Below are 19,298 nucleotides of genomic sequence, written 5' to 3' on the forward strand. Positions count from 1 at the left end.
ATCCGGTGAACGCCCTGCTGCGTGATCCACTCGCTGTCATAGGATGACGGAGACAATCTCAGCGGCCCGCCGGGCTTCCGTTCCACCACGGTGGAACCGAAGGACATGCCCCCACCCGCACGAGCTATTCCGTGCTGCCTGGGGGCGATTTCTTGCTGTTCCGTGAGTCCGCGGCATCCTTGGCCAATCGCACCCGTGTCGAGGGACGGCTGGCGGAACTCCTGGCCGAGAACTTCCTCCACAGGCACGGTCACCGGCCCCGGTCCTCGGAGATCCGGTCATGGGAGCGCAGCATCCCTGCCCTCACGAACGCCTTGGTCGAAGCGGGGCTCGGCGAGGTCGAGATGCTGCTGGAGTACGGGCTGCCGCTGACCAGCAAGCGCGCGGACGCGATACTGGCCGGCGTGCATCCGGCCTCGGGCGAGCCGTCGTACGTCGTCGTGGAACTCAAGCAGTGGAGCGAAGCCCACCCCGAGGAGGACGATCCACTGCGGTGCCGCGTGCCCTCCTACCAGGATCCCGTCCTCAACCCCATCGAGCAGGTTCGGGGCTACTGCGACTACCTGGTTTCGTTCAATGGGGCGCTCGAGCGAAACCCTGAATCCGTCACCGGAGTCGCCTTCCTGCACAACGCGACCGAGTTCGGGGTCGCGGGACTACGCGAGGTCGAGGAGGACGACCGGGGCCGGATGTTCACTGGCGACCAGCGCGGCGCGTTCCTGGACTACCTGCGCGCGAGGCTGGCCCCCAAGCCGGGTGCCGCCGCAGCGGACGACCTCCTGCAGGCCAGAGTGAAGCCGTCCATGCAGCTGATGGCCGTAGCCGCCGAAGAAGTCCGCGACCGAGAGCAGTTCGTGCTGCTGGACGAGCAGCGGCTCGCCTACGAAACGGTGATGGCAGCGGTCCGCAAGGCACGGCGATCCAAGCGCAAGCAGGTGGTCGTCGTGACCGGCGGGCCCGGATCCGGCAAGAGCGTGATCGCCCTGTCCCTGCTCGGCGATCTGTACCGACGAGGTGTGCCGGCCCTCCACGCCACCGGGTCGCAGTCGTTCACCAAGACGATGCGCAAGGTCGCGGGGGCACGGAAACCCGAGGTCCAGCGCTTGTTCCAATACTTCAATAGCTTCATGGACGCCGAGCCGAACGACATCGACGTGCTCATCTGCGACGAGGCACACCGGCTCCGTAAGAATTCCGCCAACCGTTACACCGCAGCCGCGCTGCGTACCGGTCGGCCACAGGTGGCAGAGCTGATCGACGCAGCCCGGGTGCCGGTGTTCCTGCTCGACCAACACCAAGTGGTGCGTCCGGGCGAGATGGGGACGGTCGAGCAGATCCGGCAAGCTGCGGAAGAACAGGAAGTGGACTTCACCCTGGTGGAGTTGGACAGCCAGTTCCGATGCGGAGGCAGCGACGCCTACCTGCGCTGGGTTACCGGTCTCCTGGCACTGGAGGACGACGGGCCGATCGGATGGGAACCGGACGGCAAGGTGCAGCTGGTCACGGTCGACAGTCCGCGGGCGCTGGAGGGCTTCCTCGACGACAAACGTGCTGAGGGGTACGGCGCCCGGCTTTCCGCCGGCTACTGCTGGAGGTGGACCAAGAAGATCACTCCGGCGATGACGACACTGCCCGCAGACGTGGTGATCGGAGGCTGGTCGAAGCCGTGGAACCTGTTCGGGGACCGGTCCCTTCTGGGCGCGCCGCCGGCACCGCTCTGGGCCACCGATCCGGCGGGCTTCGGCCAAGTCGGGTGTGTGTATACGGCGCAGGGCTTCGAGTACGACTGGTCGGGCGTGATCATGGGCCCGGACCTGGTCTGGCGGACCGACCGATGGGTGGTCGACCGCACGGCTTCGAAGGACCCCTCGTTCACCAAGGCGACGCCGGACGAAGAGATCGACCGCCTCATCCGCAACACGTACAAGGTGCTGCTGACCCGCGGCATGGTCGGAACGGTTGTCTACTCGACGGACGCCGAGACACGCGAGAAGCTCCGCTCGCTCATTTCCTGAGTCATGGCACCGGTCGGCCGATAGCATGATCTCGCTGCGCACCTTCCCGGAGGGTACGAGGCTGTGGTTCATGCATGAGGCCGAACAGGCTGTGAAGGACGAATGGTTGTGCCCGTCGTGTGGTGACACACGACGTGAGCGTGGCTGCCCGCAGGGCGCCCCCTGCCATTCAGATCTCACCACCTGAAAGGCCGACATGAACACTGTCGAGTACAAGCCTGCGCGTCGTGAACGGATTCGCGAGATCCTCACCGACGTCGCTGTCGGAGTCGTCTCCAGTCTTCTGGTGACGGCCTTGACCGCGGTGGCAGACCTGCTCTTCTGACGCAGGCACGTGGCGGGCCCGGAGAGCCCGCCACTCCACTGCCCGGTTCCGATTCTCCGTATCAGAAGAGTCGAAGGTCGGGTCCTGCCTTTCGCCGCTTGCGGTTACGCCTCCCGTTCGCCCGCGGCAGGTGCGGGGGACGGGCCTCCTTCGGGAGGTTGTCGTAAGTGGGCCGTAGTCCGTGGATCTCCACCTGACCTGCCCAGTCCTTCAGGTAGGCGCGGGTCTCCTCGTCCGTGGAGTACAGGACCGTCGCCCGGCTCGCCCGTGTCAGCAGCACGTGGTAGGCCTGGCGGACGAGCCGCGCGAAGTCGGCGTCGTCCACGCCGGAGGCGCTGACCACCGGGTCGAGCGAACCGGGCAGATGGACACGCTTGATGCCCGAATCCGGCCCTTCCTTACGATCCTTGCCCCGACGGAACACCCACTGATCGCCACGGCGCACCATGTCCTCGCCCATGATCACACCACACCAGTCCCATTCCAGGCCTTGTGCCGTGTAGATGCACCCGATCTGGCCGAGGCCGTTGGGGTGGACGGACCAGATGTCCGACGGCGGTACCCCGTCCGCGCAGTAGCCTTCGCTCTTCGCGTTCCACGGCCGGTGCCAGTCACCGATCCGGACATCGGCTTCCAGGCGCTTCTCCTCACCCACCGGCTCGGTCCAAGGCCAGCAGTAGCCGGCGACCATGCGCGCGGACGCGCCGGCCCGGGCCTCCGTCCGGATGATCCGTTCGAGCTCCTCCGGGGTGTCCGCGACCTCGACGTGCATCAGGCCGTCCGGCCGCCAGAGCTCCGGCACGTCGTCCGTGACGCCGAGCACGGTGCGTACCCAGTGGATGTAGGCGCTGCTGCCACCACACCGGAACTGCTCGCGCAGACGGTATTCGAGCAGGTCAGCCCCGTACCGCTCGGTCGCGTCCTTGATCAGCTCGACGGTGCCGACTTCGTTCGGCCGCACGGACTGTCCTTCGTCCAGGAAGAACACCGTCAGGCGTGAGGCGTCGAGGAGCTCGTCGACCTGTGGGCCCTTCCCCCACTTCTCACGTTGCTCCGGCGTCCAGTACTGATTGGTCGAGTGGTCGCGCAGGCGATGCGCCTCGTCGCAGATCAGCACGTCCAGCGGGGGCTCCGGAGTGTCGACGAAACTGCTGAAATAGGTGAACGTCTCCCTGAACTGCCTGTCGCCGTAACCGACGTGCTCCTGAACGGCCGCATTGAAGGCCCTGCTTCCGCTGGCGTACTTCACTGTCCGCCCCTGGGCCTCGAGCTTTGCCTTGACCTGCAGGCCGATGGCGCTCTTGCCCGTCCCTGCGCCACCCGTCACCAGGAAGATCACGCGCCTCTCATCCGGAACCAGAGCCGGCTGTTCGAGGTCGGGAAGGACCTTGGAGGCCGCGTCCAGAATCTGGGCGGCAACCAACTTCTGCCTTCCGCGCAGGGTGAAGACGGTGTCGTCACCTCGTGACCAGTTCATGGCGTCGAGCAGCGGTGTGTTGCGCAGCCCCATGGTCCGCAGCATGGTCGCGGCCTCCGAGGCCCCTCCCACCGCGGCGAAGTTCTCTCTGAGGTCGTCGAGGAACCGAGCGCGCCGGTCGGCCGTGTAGACCCGGGCGTACGCACCCGTCGGCGCGTCCACACCGATCAACGGGCGTACTGAGTCTTCCGTGGCGTTGTGGAGGTAGGCGAAGCCCCCACACTCGAAAGCGGAGCCTTCGAAAGGGCCCCTGTCACTCGTGAACGCCTCGTAGTACTCACGCAGCTGCAGCGCCGGATGCTTCTTGTCGCCCATGCCCGGCACGTGCACCAGGTCCGCGGTGGCCCGTTCGATCCTGGTCACCGTCGACCAGCGCTTCAATTCGACGAGTTGCACGGACGGCCGGTCCTCGTACGGATGCCGGCCCACCAAGACGACGTCGACGAGCCGGGGATCCGGACGGTCCGCTTCGTCGAGCGTGGCGGCGCACTCGACCACCATTTCCACGTTCCCACGACGGGCGGCGACCAGGTCGTTCGCCAGACTGATCAAGCTCTCCGCCCAGGCGGAGCGCTCCGTAACCGAGGCGTCCGAGCCCCGGAAGTACCGCCAGCGCGCAGCGAGGTGCGGCACCATGTGCCGACGCGAATGCAGAGTGAGCAGGTCCTGCGCGGAAAGCTTCAGCAGAAGCATGGACACGGGTGGTTCCCCCAGGGCACGAGTAGCTCGTGCGGGTGGGGGCATGTCCTCGCGGGGAAGCCCGTCGGGCCGCAATCGGTTTCGATGATCTTAGGGAAAGGGTTCGTCTACCGGGAAACGCCGCAGCGTCCCCCGGCCAGAACCCCAGGCAAGGTGGCCGAATCGCGCCGGCCGTGCGACCAGGAGCGCCGCTGCCCGCTTCATCGCAGCCCCTTGGCGTGACGACTCCTCAGGCGTTCCCGGGCGGACGGACGGCCCGCTTCCAGGCGGCATCGCGCAGCAGGCGCAGACCGTTGAGGCCGACGATGACGGTCGATCCCTCGTGGCCCAGCACGCCCAGCGGCAGCGGGAGGTGTCCGGCCAGGTCCCAGACGACCAGGGCCGAGATGAATGCGCCGGCGATGATCAGGTTCTGCGTCACCAGGCGGCGCGCGGCGCGGGAGAGGGCGATCACGGCCGGTGTGGTGGCCAGCTCGTCCCGGACGATGACCGCGTCCGCCGTTTCCAGGGCGAGGTCGGAGCCGGCGCGGCCCATGGCGATGCCGACGTGAGCGGCGGCCAGCGCGGGGGCGTCGTTGACCCCGTCGCCGATGACCAGCAGCTTGCGCCCGGCCGCCTCCTGCTCGCGCACGGCGGCGACCTTGTCCTGGGGCAGCAGCCCGGCCCTGACGTCGGTGATGCCGACTTCGCCGGCGAGGCGGGCGGCGGCCCGCGCGTTGTCGCCGGTCAGAAGCATCGGCGTGGTGCCGGTCAGCGCGTGCAAGGCCTTTACGGTGCCCGCGGCGTCGGGGCGCAGCCGGTCGGCGATGCCGAGCACGCCGACCGGGATCCCGTCGCGCTGGACGAGGACGGCGCTGCGCCCGCCGGCCTCCAGTTCGTCCGCCACCGGTGCGGCGTGCGCCGAGGCCGCCGCCGAAGCTGCGTCCAGCAGCCGCGCCGGGGTTCCGACCTGGAGGGTGTGACCGTTCACGACGGCCGTCACTCCGATGCCGGGGACGGAGGTGAAGTCGCGTACGTCGGCCAGGCGCAGACGCCGTTCGCGGGCTGCGGCCACCACGGCCCGGGCCAGGGGGTGTTCGCTGGGGTGTTCCGCGGCCGCGGCCAGGGCGAGCAGTCCGTCTTCGTCGAGGCCGCTGCCGGCCAGCGGGCGGATCTCGGTGACGCGCGGGGTGCCCTCGGTCAGCGTGCCGGTCTTGTCGAGTGCGACCGCGTCGACCTGTCCGAGGCGTTCCATGACGACGGCGGACTTCACCAGCACGCCGTGGCGTCCGGCGGTGGCGATGGCGGACAGCAGCGGCGGCATGGTGGCCAGGACGACGGCGCACGGCGATGCGACGATCATGAACGTCATGGCCCTCAGGAGAGAGCCGGTGAGGTCCGTGCCGAAAGCCAACGGGACGGCGAAGACGGTCAGGGTGGCGGCGACCATGCCGAGTGAGTAGCGCTGTTCGACCTTCTCGATGAAGAGCTGGGTGGGTGCCTTGGTCGCGGATGCCTCCTCGACCATGGCCACGATCCGGGCGATCACTGAGTCGGAGGCCTCGCGCTCCACCGCGACCCGCAGGGCACCGGCGGCGTTGACCGTCCCCGCGAACACCTCGTCGCCGATCTCCTTCACCACCGGCAGGGGCTCTCCGGTGACGGCTGCCTGGTCGACCTCGCTGACGCCGTCCAGCACCCGGCCGTCGGCGGCGACGCGTTCGCCGGGGCGGATCAGGATGATGTCCCCGACCTTGAGGTCCTCGGCGGCGACCGCCTCCTCCCGGCCGCCCGCGGTCAGACGGGTGGCGGCGGGGGGCGCGGCGTCGAGCAGGCCGCGCACCGCGTCCTGGGTGCGTGCCGTGGCCAGTGCCTCCAGCGCACCGGAGGTGGCGAAGATGACGATCAGCAGCGCGCCGTCCCTCACCTGTCCGATCGACGCCGCGCCGATCGCGGCGACGATCATCAGCAGGTCCACGTCCAGGGTCTTGTCCCGCAGGGCCCGCAACCCGGTCCAGGCCGGCTCCCAGCCGCCGGTGACGTAGACAGCGGCGTACAGCGGGCCCCACGCCCACGCCGGTGCGCCGGTCGGTTGGAGGGGCAGCGCGAGCAGGAAGAGCGCCAGAGCGGCCGCGGCCCAGCGGACCTCCGTGAGCGCGAGCACGCGCGTGCGGCGCCGCTGTGGCGCCGAAGCGGCTTCCCCGGCCCGTTGAGGGCGTTGGAGCAGGACAGAAGGCATGACAAATCAACCCTTCACGGACGGGCGGGCGAACGAGGGACGACTACGCCTCCAACATACAGGAACATCTGAACAGGTCTTCAGATATCGCCGCTAAGATGGCCACCATGGGCCACGCAATGGACGACAAGAACTCCGCCACCACGCGCGAACGCCTGGACGCCGTGGGCACCGCGGACGTCGCCGCGACCCTCCAGGCCCTCGCGACCCCCTCGCGGCTGTACATCCTCGCCCGCCTCCAGGAAGGCCCGTGCGCGGTCGGCGACCTCGCCGAGGCCGTCGGCATGGAACCGTCCGCCTGCTCCCACCAGCTGCGCCTGCTGCGCAACCTCGGCCTGGTCGCCGGCGCACGCCAGGGCCGCTCGATCGTCTACTCCCTCTACGACCACCACGTCGCCGAGCTGCTCGACCAGGCCCTCTTCCACGTCGAGCACCTGCGCCTGGGACTCCACGACACGGCCGCCGACGCCGCCGACGCCGCCGCCGCCGAGATCACGGACCGCCGAGCAGCGCGTCGGGCATAACCGCCCGGGCGCCGTGACTCCTCCGCGGTGCGCTCAGCCGGTCGGCCGGCCCCTCCCCGACGATGCGTCCCGCGTCCAGGACCGCGAACCGGTCGGCCAGGCGGGCCGCGGCCTCGAGGTCGTGGGTGATGAACACCAGGGTGAGTTCCGTGCGTTCGCGCAGTCGGTTCAGTACGTCGACGATGGCGCGGCGCGTGACGGGGTCGAGACCGGAGGTGATCTCGTCGCAGATGAGGACTCGCGGCTCCGCCAGCAGGGCCCGGGCGAGTGCGGCCCGCTGGAGTTCACCGCCCGAGAGCCCGCCGGGCCGGCGCTCGGCGAGGCTCGCGGTCAGGCCCAGTTCCTCAAGGGTCGCCGCGGCCGCCCGGCGCGCGCCCGGCCGGCCCGCCCCCCGCAGCCGCACCGCGCTGCGGGCGACCTGGTCGAGGACGGGCCGGTGCTCGTCGAAGGCGGCCTTCGCGTCCTGGAACACGTACTGCACTGCGGCCAGTTCGGCCCTCGTGCGCGATCGCAGGCTGCGCGGCAGCGGGGTGCCCTCGAACAGGACCGTACCGTCGTACGCGCAGTGCAGGCCGGCCAGGCAGCGTCCCAGGGTGGTCTTGCCGCTGCCGGAGCGGCCGACGAGCGCCAGGCACTCCCCCACCGCCACCGAGAACCCGATGTCGCTCAGCACGTCGACGGCGCCCCGGGCCGCGCGGTGCCGCGCGGTCAGGCCTTGCGCCTCAAGGCGTACGGGCCCGCGCGGGCGGGCTGTTCGCGCTGCGCCGGACGCCTCCCGCGGGAGGTCGGCCGGAAGGTCGGTGAGGACCGACGATGCCGGCCCTCGGTCCACGACGCGGCCTTCCCGCATGACCACGACCTCGTCGGCCAGCTCCCGCACCACGTCCAGGTCGTGGCTGAGCAGGACGACGGCGATGCCCCGGCGCGCCACCGCCGCCAGTTCCGCGACGATGCCCTGTTTGGTGAGGACGTCCTGCCCGGTGGTGGGTTCGTCGGCGACGATGACGCGGGGGCCCAGCAGCAGTGCCTGCGCCAGGACGACCCGCTGCTGCTGCCCGCCGGAGAGTTGGTGGGGGAACCTGCGCAGCACGGCGGCGGGGTCCGGGATCTGCGCGAGGCGCAGGGCCCGCTCGACACGCCCTCGGATCTCGCCCCGGTCTCCTCCCCGGCGGGCGGCGATGTCCCGCAGCAGGGCTCCCACGCGGCGGGCGGGATTGAGGACGGCGGCGGGGTGCTGGGGTACGTAGCCCACCGCGTCCCCCGCCGTGGTGACCGTGCCTTCGACCGTGGCGCCCCGGGGGTATTCGCCGAGCAGGGCGAGACCCGTGGTGGTCTTGCCGCTGCCGGACGGGCCGATGACGGCCGTGACCTTGCCCGCGTGGGCCTCGAGGCTCACGCCGTCGACGATCGCCCGCCCGCCGATCTCCACCCGAAGGTCTCGCACCTCTGCGACGGGGCTCATGGCTGCGTTCCCTTCGTGTGGTCCGGTCGGTGGAGGACCGCGTCGAACAGCAGGTTGGTGCCCATGGACAGGGCGGCGATGAGGAGGGCGGGAACCACTACGGCCCACGGCTGGAGGAAGAGGCCGGTGCGGTTGCGGTCGACCATCACCGCCCAGTCGGCGGCGTCCGGCTGGACGCCCACACCGAGGAAGGCCGCCGTGGCGACCAGGTACAGGGCGCCGGTCAGCCGGATCCCGGCGTCGGCGGCGAGGGTGCGGCGCATGGAGCGCGCCACGTAGCCCGTCGCGGTGCGCCACCAGGACTCTCCCTGCATCCGCAGCGCTTCGACGGCGGGCCGCGCGGATACCTCCACGGCCGCCGCGTGGACGACACGTGCCGCGTCGGGCACGGCGGCCAGCCCGACCAGGGCCGTCAGCCCGGCGGGACCGGGGGTGAGCGTCGCCGCGACCAGCAGCACCAGGAGCAGCGAGGGGACGGCGATCACCACGTCCAGGGGCCGCATCAGCACCTCCTCCAGCCAGGTACGGCGGGTGAGGGCGGCGGCGAGGCCCAGGGGAAGGGCGACGAGGTAGGCGAGCGCGGTCGCCGCGAGGGCCACCAGGACGACGGACCGGCCGCCGAGCAGCACCTGGTGCCAGACGTCGCGGCCGGTGAAGTCGGTGCCGAGCCGGTGACCCGGGCCGGTGACGAAGGAGACGGATCGCGGACCGGGGGGACCGGCCACCAGCGGGCCCAGGAGGGCGACCAGCAGCGGTACGGCGATCAGCCCGACGGCGAGCGCGTACCTCGCCGGGGTGTGCTTCATGCCGCCACCTGCGAACGGGGGGCAAAGCGGCGGGCGACCAGGTCGGCCGCGAGGTTGACCAGGACGGTGACGACGCCGAAGACGACGGCCATGCCCTGCACGACGGGCACGTCCCGGGCGGCGACGGCCTCGATGAGCACGGTGCCCAGGCCCCGGATGACGAAGAGGGCCTCCACGACGATGACTCCGCTCAGCAGCCAGTCGCAGGTGCGCGCCAGTTGCTGCGTCGCCGGGGCGAGGGCGTTGGGCAGGGCGTGCGTCCAGCGGATGCGGGAAGCGCGGACCCCGTAGCGTCGCGCCTGGGCGACGTACGGCGAGGCCATGGCGTCGATCATCCCGGCGCGCACCAGGCGGCTGATGGTGCACACCGGCCGCGACAGCAGGACGATCACCGGCAGCACGAGGACGGCGGGCTCGGAGAAGACGTCCGCGCCCACGGCGGTGGGTGGCAGCCAGCCGAGCCATAGTCCGAACAGGGTGGCCAGGAGCACCCCGAAGGCGAATTCGGGTACGGCGTGCACGGCGAGGGTCAGCGCGCTGACGGTCCGGTCCAGCGGGCCGCCTTCCCGGCGGGCCGCCAGGACCCCGAGCCCGACGGAGAGCGGGACGAGGAGCCCGAGGGTGACGGTGGCGAGGACGAGGGTGGGGGCGAGGCCCGAGGCCAGGTAGCCGGTGACGGGACGGCCGGTGACCAGGGAGGTGCCGAGGTCGCCGTGCAGCATGCCGGTGACCCACTCCAGGAGCCGTTCGGCCGCCGGCCGGTCCAGGCCCATGGCCTCACGGATGCGGGCGATGCGCTCGGGGTCGGGCTGGTCCCCGGCGAGGGCGACGGCGGCGTCACCGGGCAGGGCCTCGGTGAGCACGAAGACGAACAGGACGACGGCCGCCGTCTGCCCCAGACCGAGGAGCAAGCGGTGGCTCGCCCAGGACAGGTGGAGCGTCACGCGAGCCAGATCTTGTCGAAGCGGGCCCAGTCGAGGGTGTTGGCGGGGGCTTCCTTGGACACCCCGCGCACCTTGGGGGCCGTGGCGACGATCCAGTCGGCGAACCCCCAGATCAGGAAGCCGCCCTCGTCGTGGAGCCGACGCTGCATCCGCTCGTACAGCGCCGCGCGCTGGGTGGCGTCGCGGGTGGACTGGGCCTGCTGGTACAGGTCGTCGAAGTCCTTGTGCTGCCACTTGGTGGCGTTGGTGGTGGAGCCGGTCAGCAGCCGCTGCGAGATGTGGGACTCGATGGGCATGGCGCCGGACCGGTAGGAGGCGAAGGTTCCGGAGTTCAGGATGTCCTTCCAGTAGGTGTCCTTGTTGCCGACCTTGACCTCGACCGTGACGCCGGCCTTGGCCGCCTGCTCCTTGAAGATGCCGGCGGCCTCGATGAGGCCGGTGGCGGCGGGGGCGGTGTCGAGGGTGACCTTGAGCCCCGCGACGCCGGCCTCCGCCAGCAGCGCGCGGGCCTTCTCCAGGTCCTGGGTGCGCTGCGGCAGACCGGACGCGTAGTACTGGTAGCCCTTGCCGAAGAGGTCGTTGCCGACCTCGCCCGCGCCGGAGAGAGCTCCGTCGAGGAGTTCCTTGCGGTCGGCGATGAGGAAGAAGGCCTGGCGGACCCGCTTGTCGTCGAACGGCGCCCTGTCCGTCTTCATCACGAAGCCCTGCATGGCGCTGCCCGGCAGGCGTACGACGTCGATCTTGCCCTTGCCCTCGTGGGCGCGGGCGGTGGCCGGGTTGAGTTCGTGGGCGTACTCGACCTGGCCGCCCAGCAAGGCGCTCACGCGGGCCGATTCCTCCGTCGCGACGACGAATTCGAGCTCGTCGAGGTGGGGGGCGCCCTCCCAGTAGGCGTCGTTGCGCTTGACGACGAGAGAGCTGCCGGGTTTGAAGGAGACGAAGCTGAACGGCCCGGATCCGACGGGCTCGTCGAAGGAGGTCGCGTCCTTGGGGACGATGTACGCGCCGAAGGCCGCGAGGACGTTGGGGAACTCCGCGTACGGGCGCTTGAGCTTGAACTCGACGGTGGTCGCGTCCACGGCGCGGCTCGCGGCGAGGTCGATGGGCTCCAGCGAGGCCTTGGCCCGGAAGGTGCCCTTGGGGTCGGCGATCCTGGCGTAGCTGTGGAGGACGTCTTCGGCGGTGACCGGCTCGCCGTTGTGGAAGGCGGCCTCGCGCAGGGTGATCCGCCAGGTGTCGAGGGCCTCGTTCGGCTCCCATCGTTCGGCGAGCCTCGCCACCGGCGCGAGGTCCGCGCCGAAGTCGGCGAGCTTGTCGAACAGGGCCTTGGCGCGGGCGGCGTCGACGAACAGGTTGGCCTGGTGTGGGTCGAGGGTCTCGTTGGCTCCGCCGCCGGCAAAGGCGGCGCGCAGCCGGCCGCCCTGCTTCGCGGGACCGGCCGCGGCGTTCTTGGCGTCCGGCTCGGCGGATCCGCCGCTGCCGCATCCCGCGGTGAGGGCCATCGCGGTGGCGCTGCCGGCGATGATGAAACCCCTTCGGGCGAGGCCGCTGGGCTGGTCGTTCATGAGGTGCTGTCTCCGTTGCTGTGACCGGGCTCGAGCCGGGCGATCAGGTGAAGGCGGTCGGAACTCGCGCTCCGTTGGGGGGCCTGTCCTTCGCTCCAGGACGGTTCGGTGCGCGGGCCGGGCCGGTCGTAGAGGTCGAGGACCTCGAAGCCGGCCGTGGTGAGGAAGTACCGGAGCTCCTGCGGGAAGAGCAGGCGCCAGGCGGAGTGCTGCTCGGTCCGGGGCGATCCGTCGTCGGCCGTCCAGATCCTGCGGCGGCGCAGCAGTTGCGCCGCGTGGTCGACGTGGAGGGTGGTGCGGGAGGTGTACGTGACTCCCCGCCAGGCGGCGGTCGCGGTACGGGGCCCGTCCAGCAGTTCGGTGTTGCCGAGGAAGAAGGCGCCGTTGCGCATCTCGGCGACCAGCAGTCCACCCGGGGTGAGGTGGGCGCGGCAGCGGGCGAGGAAGGCGGCGAGTTCGTCGTTGGTGTGGCAGTACAGGAAGGCGCTGTCCAGGCAGACGATCGCGTCGAAGACGGCTCCGAGGCCGAAGTCCCGCATGTCGGCGCGGTGGTAGCCGGGGCCGGGGTGGCGGCTGCGGGCGTGCGCCAGCATGGCGTCCGAGGTGTCGATGCCGGTCACCTCGCGGCCGGCCCGGTGGTGCAGCCAGGCGGCGTCGCGGCCGGTGCCGCAGCCTACGTCGAGGAGGCGGGGGCCGGCGCCGTGGCGCACGAGCACGTCCTCGACCCAGCGGGCCGCCAGGTGTTCCGGGTCGGGGAAGCGCTCTTCATAGAGTTCGGGGTGGTCGCTGAGGAGGTTGCCGCTGGTCACTTCGTCTCGCTTCGGGTGCGTACGTCGGCACGTGGGGGCAGGGGGTCGTCCGGTACGGAGTCGGGGGGCAGCGCGCGCCGCCGGTGCAGCCGTGCGACGGCCGCGGCCGAGGCGAGACCGAGGGCGAGGCAGCAGGCGTGGGGCAGCCAGGTCAGGCCGGTGTGTCCGGCGGTGTCCATGGCCCAGCCGATCCCGGCGTTGCCGACGGCGGCGGCGATGCCCGACACCGCGTAGAAGAGGCCGTAGTAGGTGCCGGTGAGGTTCTCGCGGCCGAAGGCGGGGATCAGCTCCATCACGAACGGCTGGGCGATCATCACGCCGAGGTGGAGGAGCAGGGCGCCGGCCAGCACCAGCAGCAGGTACGCCGGGTGCGGGGCCGCGGCGCCCGAGACGAGCATCGGCGGGACGAAGCCCAGAGCCATGACCGCCAGGCCGGTGGCGATCCAGCGGGCGCGACTCCCGCGGGCCGCGAGCCCGCGGGTGATGCGCAGCTGGAAGCACAGATGGGCGACGGTTCCCGCGAGGAAGAGCAGACCGGTCGAACCGTCCCAGCCCGACGCCCGCGCCACCGCGTGGGGCAGCAGCAGGTACAGCTGGTTCTCCAGGCCGTACATGCCGACCATGGCGAGCGAGAAGGCGAGGAACCGGCGATTGCCGCTCACCTCCCGCCAGTCGCCGAGCACCCCGGTGTCGGGTGCGGGGGCCGCGCGGGCGGGCAGGACGAGGAGCTGCGCGAGGGTGAGTACGGCGAACACGGCTGCCGCGGTGACGGCGGCGGCCCGGAAGTCCACCAGGAGCAGGAGGCTGCCGAGCAGCGGGCCGAGCAGCGCGCCGGTGGTCGCGAAGACGTTGAACAGGGCGAAGGCCTCGGCTTTGCGCCCGCCCGCCTCCTGGGCGACGTACGTCCGGACGGCGGGGTTGAAGAGGGCCCCCGCGAGCCCGCTGAGTATGGAGGCGCCGATCAGCAGCGGCAGCGCGTCGCCGAGGGCGAACAGGGCGAAGCCGAGGGTGCGCAGGGCGCAGCCCGCGATGATCACCCCGCGGGCGCCGAGCCGGTCGGCGGCCGAGCCTCCGATGGGGAACAGCCCCTGCTGGCTGAGGTTGCGCAGGCCCAGGACCACGCCGACGACGGCCGCCGACATGCCGAGGTCGTCGGTCAGGTGGATGGCGAGGTACGGGATGAGCAGGTAGAAGCCGGTGTTGACGCCGAGCTGGTTGACGAGGAGCAGGCGTACGGGGAGGGGGAAGCTCCGTACGGCGGCAAGGGTTCTCACCGTTCGGCCTCCCCGCGGGCGCGTCCGGGGCCCGGAACGGCACGGTCCTGGGCGCGGCTGACCTCCGGACCGGCCCGGTCCTGGGCGCGGCTGACAGCCGGACCGGCCCGCTCCTGGGTCCGGCTGACGCCCAGACCGGCCCGGTCCGCGGCCCGTACGGTGCCGTCGGCTCCGCCGATGCCCGTCCACGGGTCGTCGGCGAGCAGCAGGTGTCCGTCGAGGTCCACCCAGCGGGCCCGGTCGGCGAGGTGCACGGCGGGGGCGATGCCGAGCGAGCTGGCGGTGAGGCAGCCGAGCATCAGCTCGGTGCCGCTGCCGCGCAGGGCTTCGTGGATGCGCAGGGCGGCCCGCACCCCGCCGCATTTGGCGAGTTTGACGTTGACGCCGTGCACCAGACCGGCCAGGGCGACGGCGTCCTCGTACGAGACGGCGTCCTCGTCGGCGATGACCGGGACCGGGGATTCCTTGGCCACCCGGGCCAGGGCGTCGGGGCGGCCCGGTGCGATCGGCTGCTCCACGGCTTCGACGCCGAGCGCGGCGAAACGGGGCAGCAGGTCGAGGGCCCGGCGTTCGCTCCACGCCCCGTTGGGGTCGAGCAGCAGGCTCGCGCGGGGGGCTCCAGTGTGTACGGCCTCCACCCGGGCGAGGTCGTCCGCCGGATCGGGGGATCCCGCCTTGACCTTCAGGACGGTGAAGCCGCTCATCGCGAGGCGGGCGGCCTGCGCGGCCGCCGCCACGGGCGGCACGATGCCGACGGTACGGGCGGTCGCCACGGCGGGGGCGGTGTCCGAGCCCAGCAGCTGGTGTGCGGGCCGGCCGGCCCGCTTGCCGGTCAGGTCGAGCAGGGCCGCCTCGATCGCGGCGAGCACACCGGCCGGCATCTCCGGGCGGGTCCAAGCGGCGGGTTCGTCCCACGCGGTCTCGGGGTCGGGGATGCGTTCGATGCCCGGGCGCGCGGCGGCGAGGTGCCGCAGGATCCGGTCGGCGGGCAGGCCGAGGTAGTCGCTGCTGACGGCCTCGCCCCAGCCGCGCAGACCGCCGTGTTCGATGGTGACCCAGACGGCGTCGCGGCGGGCCATCACCGAGCGGGAGATGCGCAGCGGCTCGGCGAGTTCCAGTTCCGCGGTGCTCCAGGTGAGGTTCACGCGGCGCCTCCCCGCACGGGCTCGGGCACCTGGGGACGGCGGAGCGCCACCGGGTCGAGGACGGTGCGGCAGCGGGCCCAGCCGACGGCCTCGACCGCCCGTGGGTGCGGGATCTCCAGCGGCCGGACGGAGAGTTCGGCCCGGTCGAGGCCGTGGACGTGGCAGAAGTCGTCGTCGTAGACGGTGCCGAGGTAGCGGTGCGGGCCGTCCGGGAAGACGGTCGCGACGACCGCGCCGGCTTCCACCCGGGCCGCCCAGGCGGAGACCAGGGCGACGGCTCCGGTACTCCATCCGCCGCTGACGAAGCTGGTACGGGCGAGCCTGCGGCAGGCGTCGACCGCCTCGGCCGGGCCGACCCAGTGCACTTCGTCGAAGGCGTGGTGGGCGACGTTGCGCGGGTGGATGCTACTGCCGAGTCCGCGCATCAGGCGGGGCCGGGCGGGCTGGCCGAAGATGGCCGAGCCGACGGAGTCGACGCCGATCACCTTCAGGCGCGGCCAGCGGCGGCGCAGCGCGCCGACGAGTCCGGCGCTGTGCCCGCCGGTGCCGACGCTGCACACCAGGACGTCCAGGTGGTCCAGCTGACCGCACAGTTCGGCGGCCATCGACTGGTAGCCGGCCGCGTTGTCGGGGTTGTTGTACTGGTCGGGCCAGTAGGCGTCCGGCATCCGGGTCAGGACCTCGCGCAGCCGGGCGATCCGGGCGGCCTGCCAGCCGCCTTCGGCCGCCGGGCGGTCGACGAGCTCCAGCTGGGCGCCGTACGTGCGCAGCAACTGGCGCATCGACGGTTCGAGTTCGCTGTCGCCGACGAGGACGACCGGGTGGCCGAGGGCCTGTCCGGCGAAGGCGAGACCGATGCCGAGCGTGCCGGAGGTCGATTCGACCACGGGGGCGCCGGGGAGCAGTTCCCCGCGCCGCCGGGCGCCGCGCAGCATGGAGACCGCCGCCCGGGCTTTCATGCCGCCGGCGCCGAGGCATTCGAGCTTCGCCCAGAAACCGGGGTGCGGGTAAGGGAGTTCGGTACGGATCCGGGCGAGCGGGGTGCGGCCTACGAGCGGCAGCAGGTCGGGGTTGGAGAAGGTGCCGGGCGCGCGGTGCAGCAGGGGTGCGGTGGTCACCGGGTGCCTCCGTAGCGGTGGATGACTCCGGGACCGCCGTCGAGCCAGAAGAACGGGTAGGGCTCGGCGGACACCGCGCTCACCCCGACTCCGAGGAAGCGCGGCAGGACGGCGCTCGCGGTCTGCGCGAACATGACGAGCGGTTTCCGGGTGGCGGCGGCGTGGTCGAGCAGTGGCTGGAAGGTGCCGTTCCCGACGGTCATGCCGGAGGCGAGGATCGCGTCGCAGTGCTCCAGCTGCGCGAGGGCGTCGACGCGGACCGGCTCGCCCCATTCGGTGGTGCCGCCCTTGAGGTCGCAGGGCGTGTACGCCGTCCCGCGCTCGCGCAGCCGCTCCAGCAGGGAGTTCACGACACCCACGACGAGGACCTGCCGGGTCCCGGCGGCGGGCAGGAGGTCGACGACCGCGCGGGCCCGGGCCCTGGAGCGGTGCAGGGAGCTGCCCGCGGGCAGTGCGTAGGGGCGGGCCCCGTGTGCGGGGGTGTGCGGACGCACGTGCATCAGGTAGGCGTCCAGCGCGGCGATCCGCACGGGCAGGAGCGGGTGGTCGAGCAGGTCGGCCACGGTGGCGCCGACGCAGTCGTCGAGCGCGGTCGCGGGCAGCGCTCGCGGCTCCACGGCGCAGGATCCGACGGCCCCGGCCAGGCGCAGGCTGAGGACCTCGTTGCGGTAGCCGCTGCTGCGGCCTTCGTGGCGGACCGCCTGGGCGGTGGTGAAGGCGACCGCGATGTGCTCCTGGGCCGGGTCGGTGCCGTAGTCGCCGGTGCGGACGCGTTCGATGAGCTCGTCGACCGTGCGGACGCGGGGCTCGTGCGGGGTGGGTGCGCTCATGCGGACACCGCCGACGACGGCTCGGCCGGACACTCTTCGTAGGTGGGGCGCAGGAGGCCGAGCAGTCGCTCGGCGTTCCGGCGGGCGCCGCCACCGTGGGTGTCGGTGGTCATGATGTGCCCGAGGTACTCGTTGTTGCTGGTCGCGGGGCGTACGGGGCGGCCCGGCTCGGCGAGGGTGAGCTCCAGCACCTCCGGCACTTCCCGGACGCTGTCCGCACCCTGGATGCCGGTGAGGACGCCGGTGGTGTCCGGCAGCAGGAAGGCGATGGCGGCGCTGCGTACGCCGGTCGCTCGCGGGGTGAGGTCCGGGTCGCGGCCGAGGGCGACGTCCACGCAGGCGGCGGCGAGGTCGATGCCCGTGACCCGGCGTACCAGCTCGGTGATCTGGTTGCCGGCCGGGCGGGGGTTCACCTCGACCACCCTGGGCCCGTCGGGGGTCAGTTTGATCTCGGTGTGGCAGACCACCTGGTCCAGCCCGAGGGCCTTGATCGCCGCCACGGCGGTCTCGGTCGCCTCCCGCTCCAGCTCCGGCTCGATGCCCGCCGGGAACATGTGGCCCGTTTCGATGAAGGCCGGAGCCCCCTTGATGCTCTTGTCGGTGACTCCGACCACACGCGTGACTCCGCTGGAGGAGACGGTCTCGACACTGACTTCGGGGCCGGTGAGGAGCTCTTCGAGGAGGAGGACCGGACTGCGGTCCTGGCCCCGCGCGTTGACCGGGAACTCCTCCAGCGCCCGGCAGGCCGCCTCCAGTTCCCGCTCGTCGCGGACCTCTCGTACCAGCATCCCGGCGCACAGGTCCACGGGCTTGACGACCAGCGGATAGCCGATCTCCCGGGCGGCGGCCGCCGCCCGCACCACGTCCGTGCAGAGCGCGAAGCGGGGGCCGGGCACCGCGGCGTCGGCCAGCACCCGGCGGGTCAGGTCCTTGCGGCAGGCGCTCTCGACCGCTTCGGGGGCGGGGCCGGGAAGACCCAGCCGCTCGGCCGTGCGCGCGACCGCCGGCAGGTAGTAGTCGCAGGAGGAGACCACCCCGTCGAAGGCGAGCACGGCGTGCAGCCGCTCCAGGTGCGCCAGGAGCGCGTCCATGTCGTTGGTGTCCGCGGTGACGATGTTGCGCGCCGCGAGCAGCGGATGCGGTCCGTCGGCGGAGGCGGCACGCAGGTAGTGGTGGAGGTCCCGGGTGACGAAGGTGAACTCGTGGCCGCCTTCGCCGACCGCCCTGGGCAGGAGCCTGCTCATCGACCCCACCCAGCTTTCGATAACCAGCAGATGTCCCACGGGACTTCCTCTCAGACCGCCGTCACAGCTCTCGGGCATACGAGCGGCACGGCCCACCTGACAGCAGGGGGCCGCACCGGACCGAAGAGAAGCTATCGGAAATCGTTTTCATTTCCAATAGAGAGGTTTTCCGGTAGCCTGCCGCTCGTGAACCGGAGGGGAGTCATCGACCCCATCGACCCATGGGAGAGCTGATGAGTGATCGGGCGATCGGCCCGTACCTGGTGCGGCACGCCGTACCGCAGGACGTCCCGGGCGCGCGGAGCGTCATGCTCGACACGTTCTACCGGGAGTTCGACTACGGATACGTCCCCCGCTGGCACTCCGACGTCGTCGACATCGACGCCACCTACCTCGCCCATCCGCGCCACACCCTCGTCGTGGCGGTGCGCGGCGGCGAGGTCGTGGGCACCACCGCGCTGCACTCCCGCGGCCCCGCCCACCCGCCACACCCGCGGTGGCTCACCGAGCGCTACCCGTCCGGCCGCACCGCCCAACTGCTGCGCGTGTACGTGCGTCCCGGCCACCGCCGGAACGGACTGGCCCGTGCCATGGTGCTGATGGCCTGCGAGTTCGCCGCGCGGATCCCCGGCTACGAGAGCATCTACCTGCACACGAATGTGGACATCCCCGGCGCGGAGGCGTTCTGGCGCGGTCTCGCGACGGAGGTCTACGACGCCCGCACGACGGGCGAGCACGGGGGCTTCGGAACGGTCCACTTCGAGATCCCGATCCCGGCCACTGCCGCTGCCGCAGCCGCTGCCACAGCCCACACATGGGTGGACTCGCGGTGACGGTGACCGG

16 protein-coding genes are annotated in these 19,298 nt (G+C 71.7%); 4 read left to right on the plus strand and 12 right to left on the minus strand.

Features of this window, described 5'->3' with window-relative positions:
* Positions 1 to 152: 152 nt before the first annotated feature.
* Positions 153 to 2,015 (plus strand): DUF2075 domain-containing protein, encoded by a 1,863-nt coding sequence (locus tag J7E97_RS13335; protein ID WP_215026334.1) that lies wholly within the window; start codon positions 153 to 155, stop codon positions 2,013 to 2,015.
* 196 nt (positions 2,016 to 2,211) lie between these two features.
* Complete coding sequence (locus J7E97_RS35770; protein ID WP_251054411.1) at positions 2,212 to 2,340, plus strand: DUF6408 family protein; 129 nt, start codon at positions 2,212 to 2,214, stop codon at positions 2,338 to 2,340.
* Between the two features lie 61 nt (positions 2,341 to 2,401).
* On the opposite strand, the gene J7E97_RS13340 is transcribed toward J7E97_RS35770, so the two are convergent.
* The gene (locus J7E97_RS13340; RefSeq protein ID WP_215026581.1) at positions 2,402 to 4,510 is read right to left on the minus strand and encodes a DUF2075 domain-containing protein; all 2,109 of its coding nucleotides are present in this window, start codon (positions 4,508 to 4,510) and stop codon (positions 2,402 to 2,404) included.
* A gap of 235 nt (positions 4,511 to 4,745) precedes the next feature.
* The gene (locus J7E97_RS13345) at positions 4,746 to 6,734 is read right to left on the minus strand and encodes a heavy metal translocating P-type ATPase (protein WP_215026336.1); all 1,989 of its coding nucleotides are present in this window, start codon (positions 6,732 to 6,734) and stop codon (positions 4,746 to 4,748) included.
* Positions 6,735 to 6,841: 107 nt separating this feature from the next.
* Between J7E97_RS13345 and J7E97_RS13350 the strand changes: the two genes are divergently transcribed.
* Positions 6,842 to 7,258, plus strand: a complete 417-nt coding sequence (locus J7E97_RS13350) for a metalloregulator ArsR/SmtB family transcription factor (protein ID WP_215026338.1) — start codon at positions 6,842 to 6,844, stop codon at positions 7,256 to 7,258.
* Here the strand turns inward: J7E97_RS13350 and J7E97_RS13355 are convergent.
* Genes J7E97_RS13355 through J7E97_RS13400 form a run of 10 tightly spaced genes read right to left on the minus strand, consistent with a single transcriptional unit; the run spans position 7,227 to position 18,494 of the window.
* The gene (locus J7E97_RS13355; protein WP_215026340.1) at positions 7,227 to 8,720 is read right to left on the minus strand and encodes an ABC transporter ATP-binding protein; all 1,494 of its coding nucleotides are present in this window, start codon (positions 8,718 to 8,720) and stop codon (positions 7,227 to 7,229) included. The two genes, J7E97_RS13350 and J7E97_RS13355, sit on opposite strands and share 32 nt — an antisense overlap.
* Entirely contained in the window at positions 8,717 to 9,526 is an 810-nt protein-coding gene (locus J7E97_RS13360; protein WP_215026342.1) for an ABC transporter permease subunit, read from the minus strand. The genes J7E97_RS13355 and J7E97_RS13360 overlap by 4 nt, the downstream gene beginning before the upstream one ends.
* Positions 9,523 to 10,470, minus strand: coding sequence for an ABC transporter permease (locus J7E97_RS13365; RefSeq protein WP_215026344.1), 948 nt, complete (start codon positions 10,468 to 10,470; stop codon positions 9,523 to 9,525). The genes J7E97_RS13360 and J7E97_RS13365 overlap by 4 nt, the downstream gene beginning before the upstream one ends.
* Complete coding sequence (locus J7E97_RS13370) at positions 10,467 to 12,035, minus strand: ABC transporter substrate-binding protein (protein WP_215026347.1); 1,569 nt, start codon at positions 12,033 to 12,035, stop codon at positions 10,467 to 10,469. Before J7E97_RS13370 ends, J7E97_RS13365 begins: the two co-directional genes overlap by 4 nt.
* Complete coding sequence (locus tag J7E97_RS13375) at positions 12,032 to 12,844, minus strand: trans-aconitate 2-methyltransferase (RefSeq protein ID WP_215026350.1); 813 nt, start codon at positions 12,842 to 12,844, stop codon at positions 12,032 to 12,034. Before J7E97_RS13375 ends, J7E97_RS13370 begins: the two co-directional genes overlap by 4 nt.
* The gene (locus J7E97_RS13380) at positions 12,841 to 14,118 is read right to left on the minus strand and encodes an MFS transporter (protein WP_215026352.1); all 1,278 of its coding nucleotides are present in this window, start codon (positions 14,116 to 14,118) and stop codon (positions 12,841 to 12,843) included. Before J7E97_RS13380 ends, J7E97_RS13375 begins: the two co-directional genes overlap by 4 nt.
* Positions 14,115 to 15,263, minus strand: coding sequence for a dipeptide epimerase (locus J7E97_RS13385; RefSeq protein WP_215026355.1), 1,149 nt, complete (start codon positions 15,261 to 15,263; stop codon positions 14,115 to 14,117). Before J7E97_RS13385 ends, J7E97_RS13380 begins: the two co-directional genes overlap by 4 nt.
* Positions 15,260 to 16,381, minus strand: a complete 1,122-nt coding sequence (locus J7E97_RS13390; protein ID WP_215026358.1) for a PLP-dependent cysteine synthase family protein — start codon at positions 16,379 to 16,381, stop codon at positions 15,260 to 15,262. The genes J7E97_RS13385 and J7E97_RS13390 overlap by 4 nt, the downstream gene beginning before the upstream one ends.
* Entirely contained in the window at positions 16,378 to 17,211 is an 834-nt protein-coding gene (locus J7E97_RS13395; protein ID WP_215026362.1) for a Rossmann-like domain-containing protein, read from the minus strand. Before J7E97_RS13395 ends, J7E97_RS13390 begins: the two co-directional genes overlap by 4 nt.
* Entirely contained in the window at positions 17,208 to 18,494 is a 1,287-nt protein-coding gene (locus J7E97_RS13400) for an ATP-grasp domain-containing protein (RefSeq protein WP_215026365.1), read from the minus strand. The genes J7E97_RS13395 and J7E97_RS13400 overlap by 4 nt, the downstream gene beginning before the upstream one ends.
* A 194-nt stretch (positions 18,495 to 18,688) precedes the next feature.
* Between J7E97_RS13400 and J7E97_RS13405 the strand changes: the two genes are divergently transcribed.
* A complete protein-coding gene (locus J7E97_RS13405; RefSeq protein WP_215026368.1) occupies positions 18,689 to 19,288 on the plus strand; it encodes a GNAT family N-acetyltransferase in 600 nt (199 codons plus the stop codon).
* The last annotated feature ends 10 nt before the right edge of the window (positions 19,289 to 19,298 follow it).

It is taken from the genome of Streptomyces sp. ISL-66, from assembly GCF_018614135.1.
Lineage (GTDB): Bacteria > Actinomycetota > Actinomycetes > Streptomycetales > Streptomycetaceae > Streptomyces.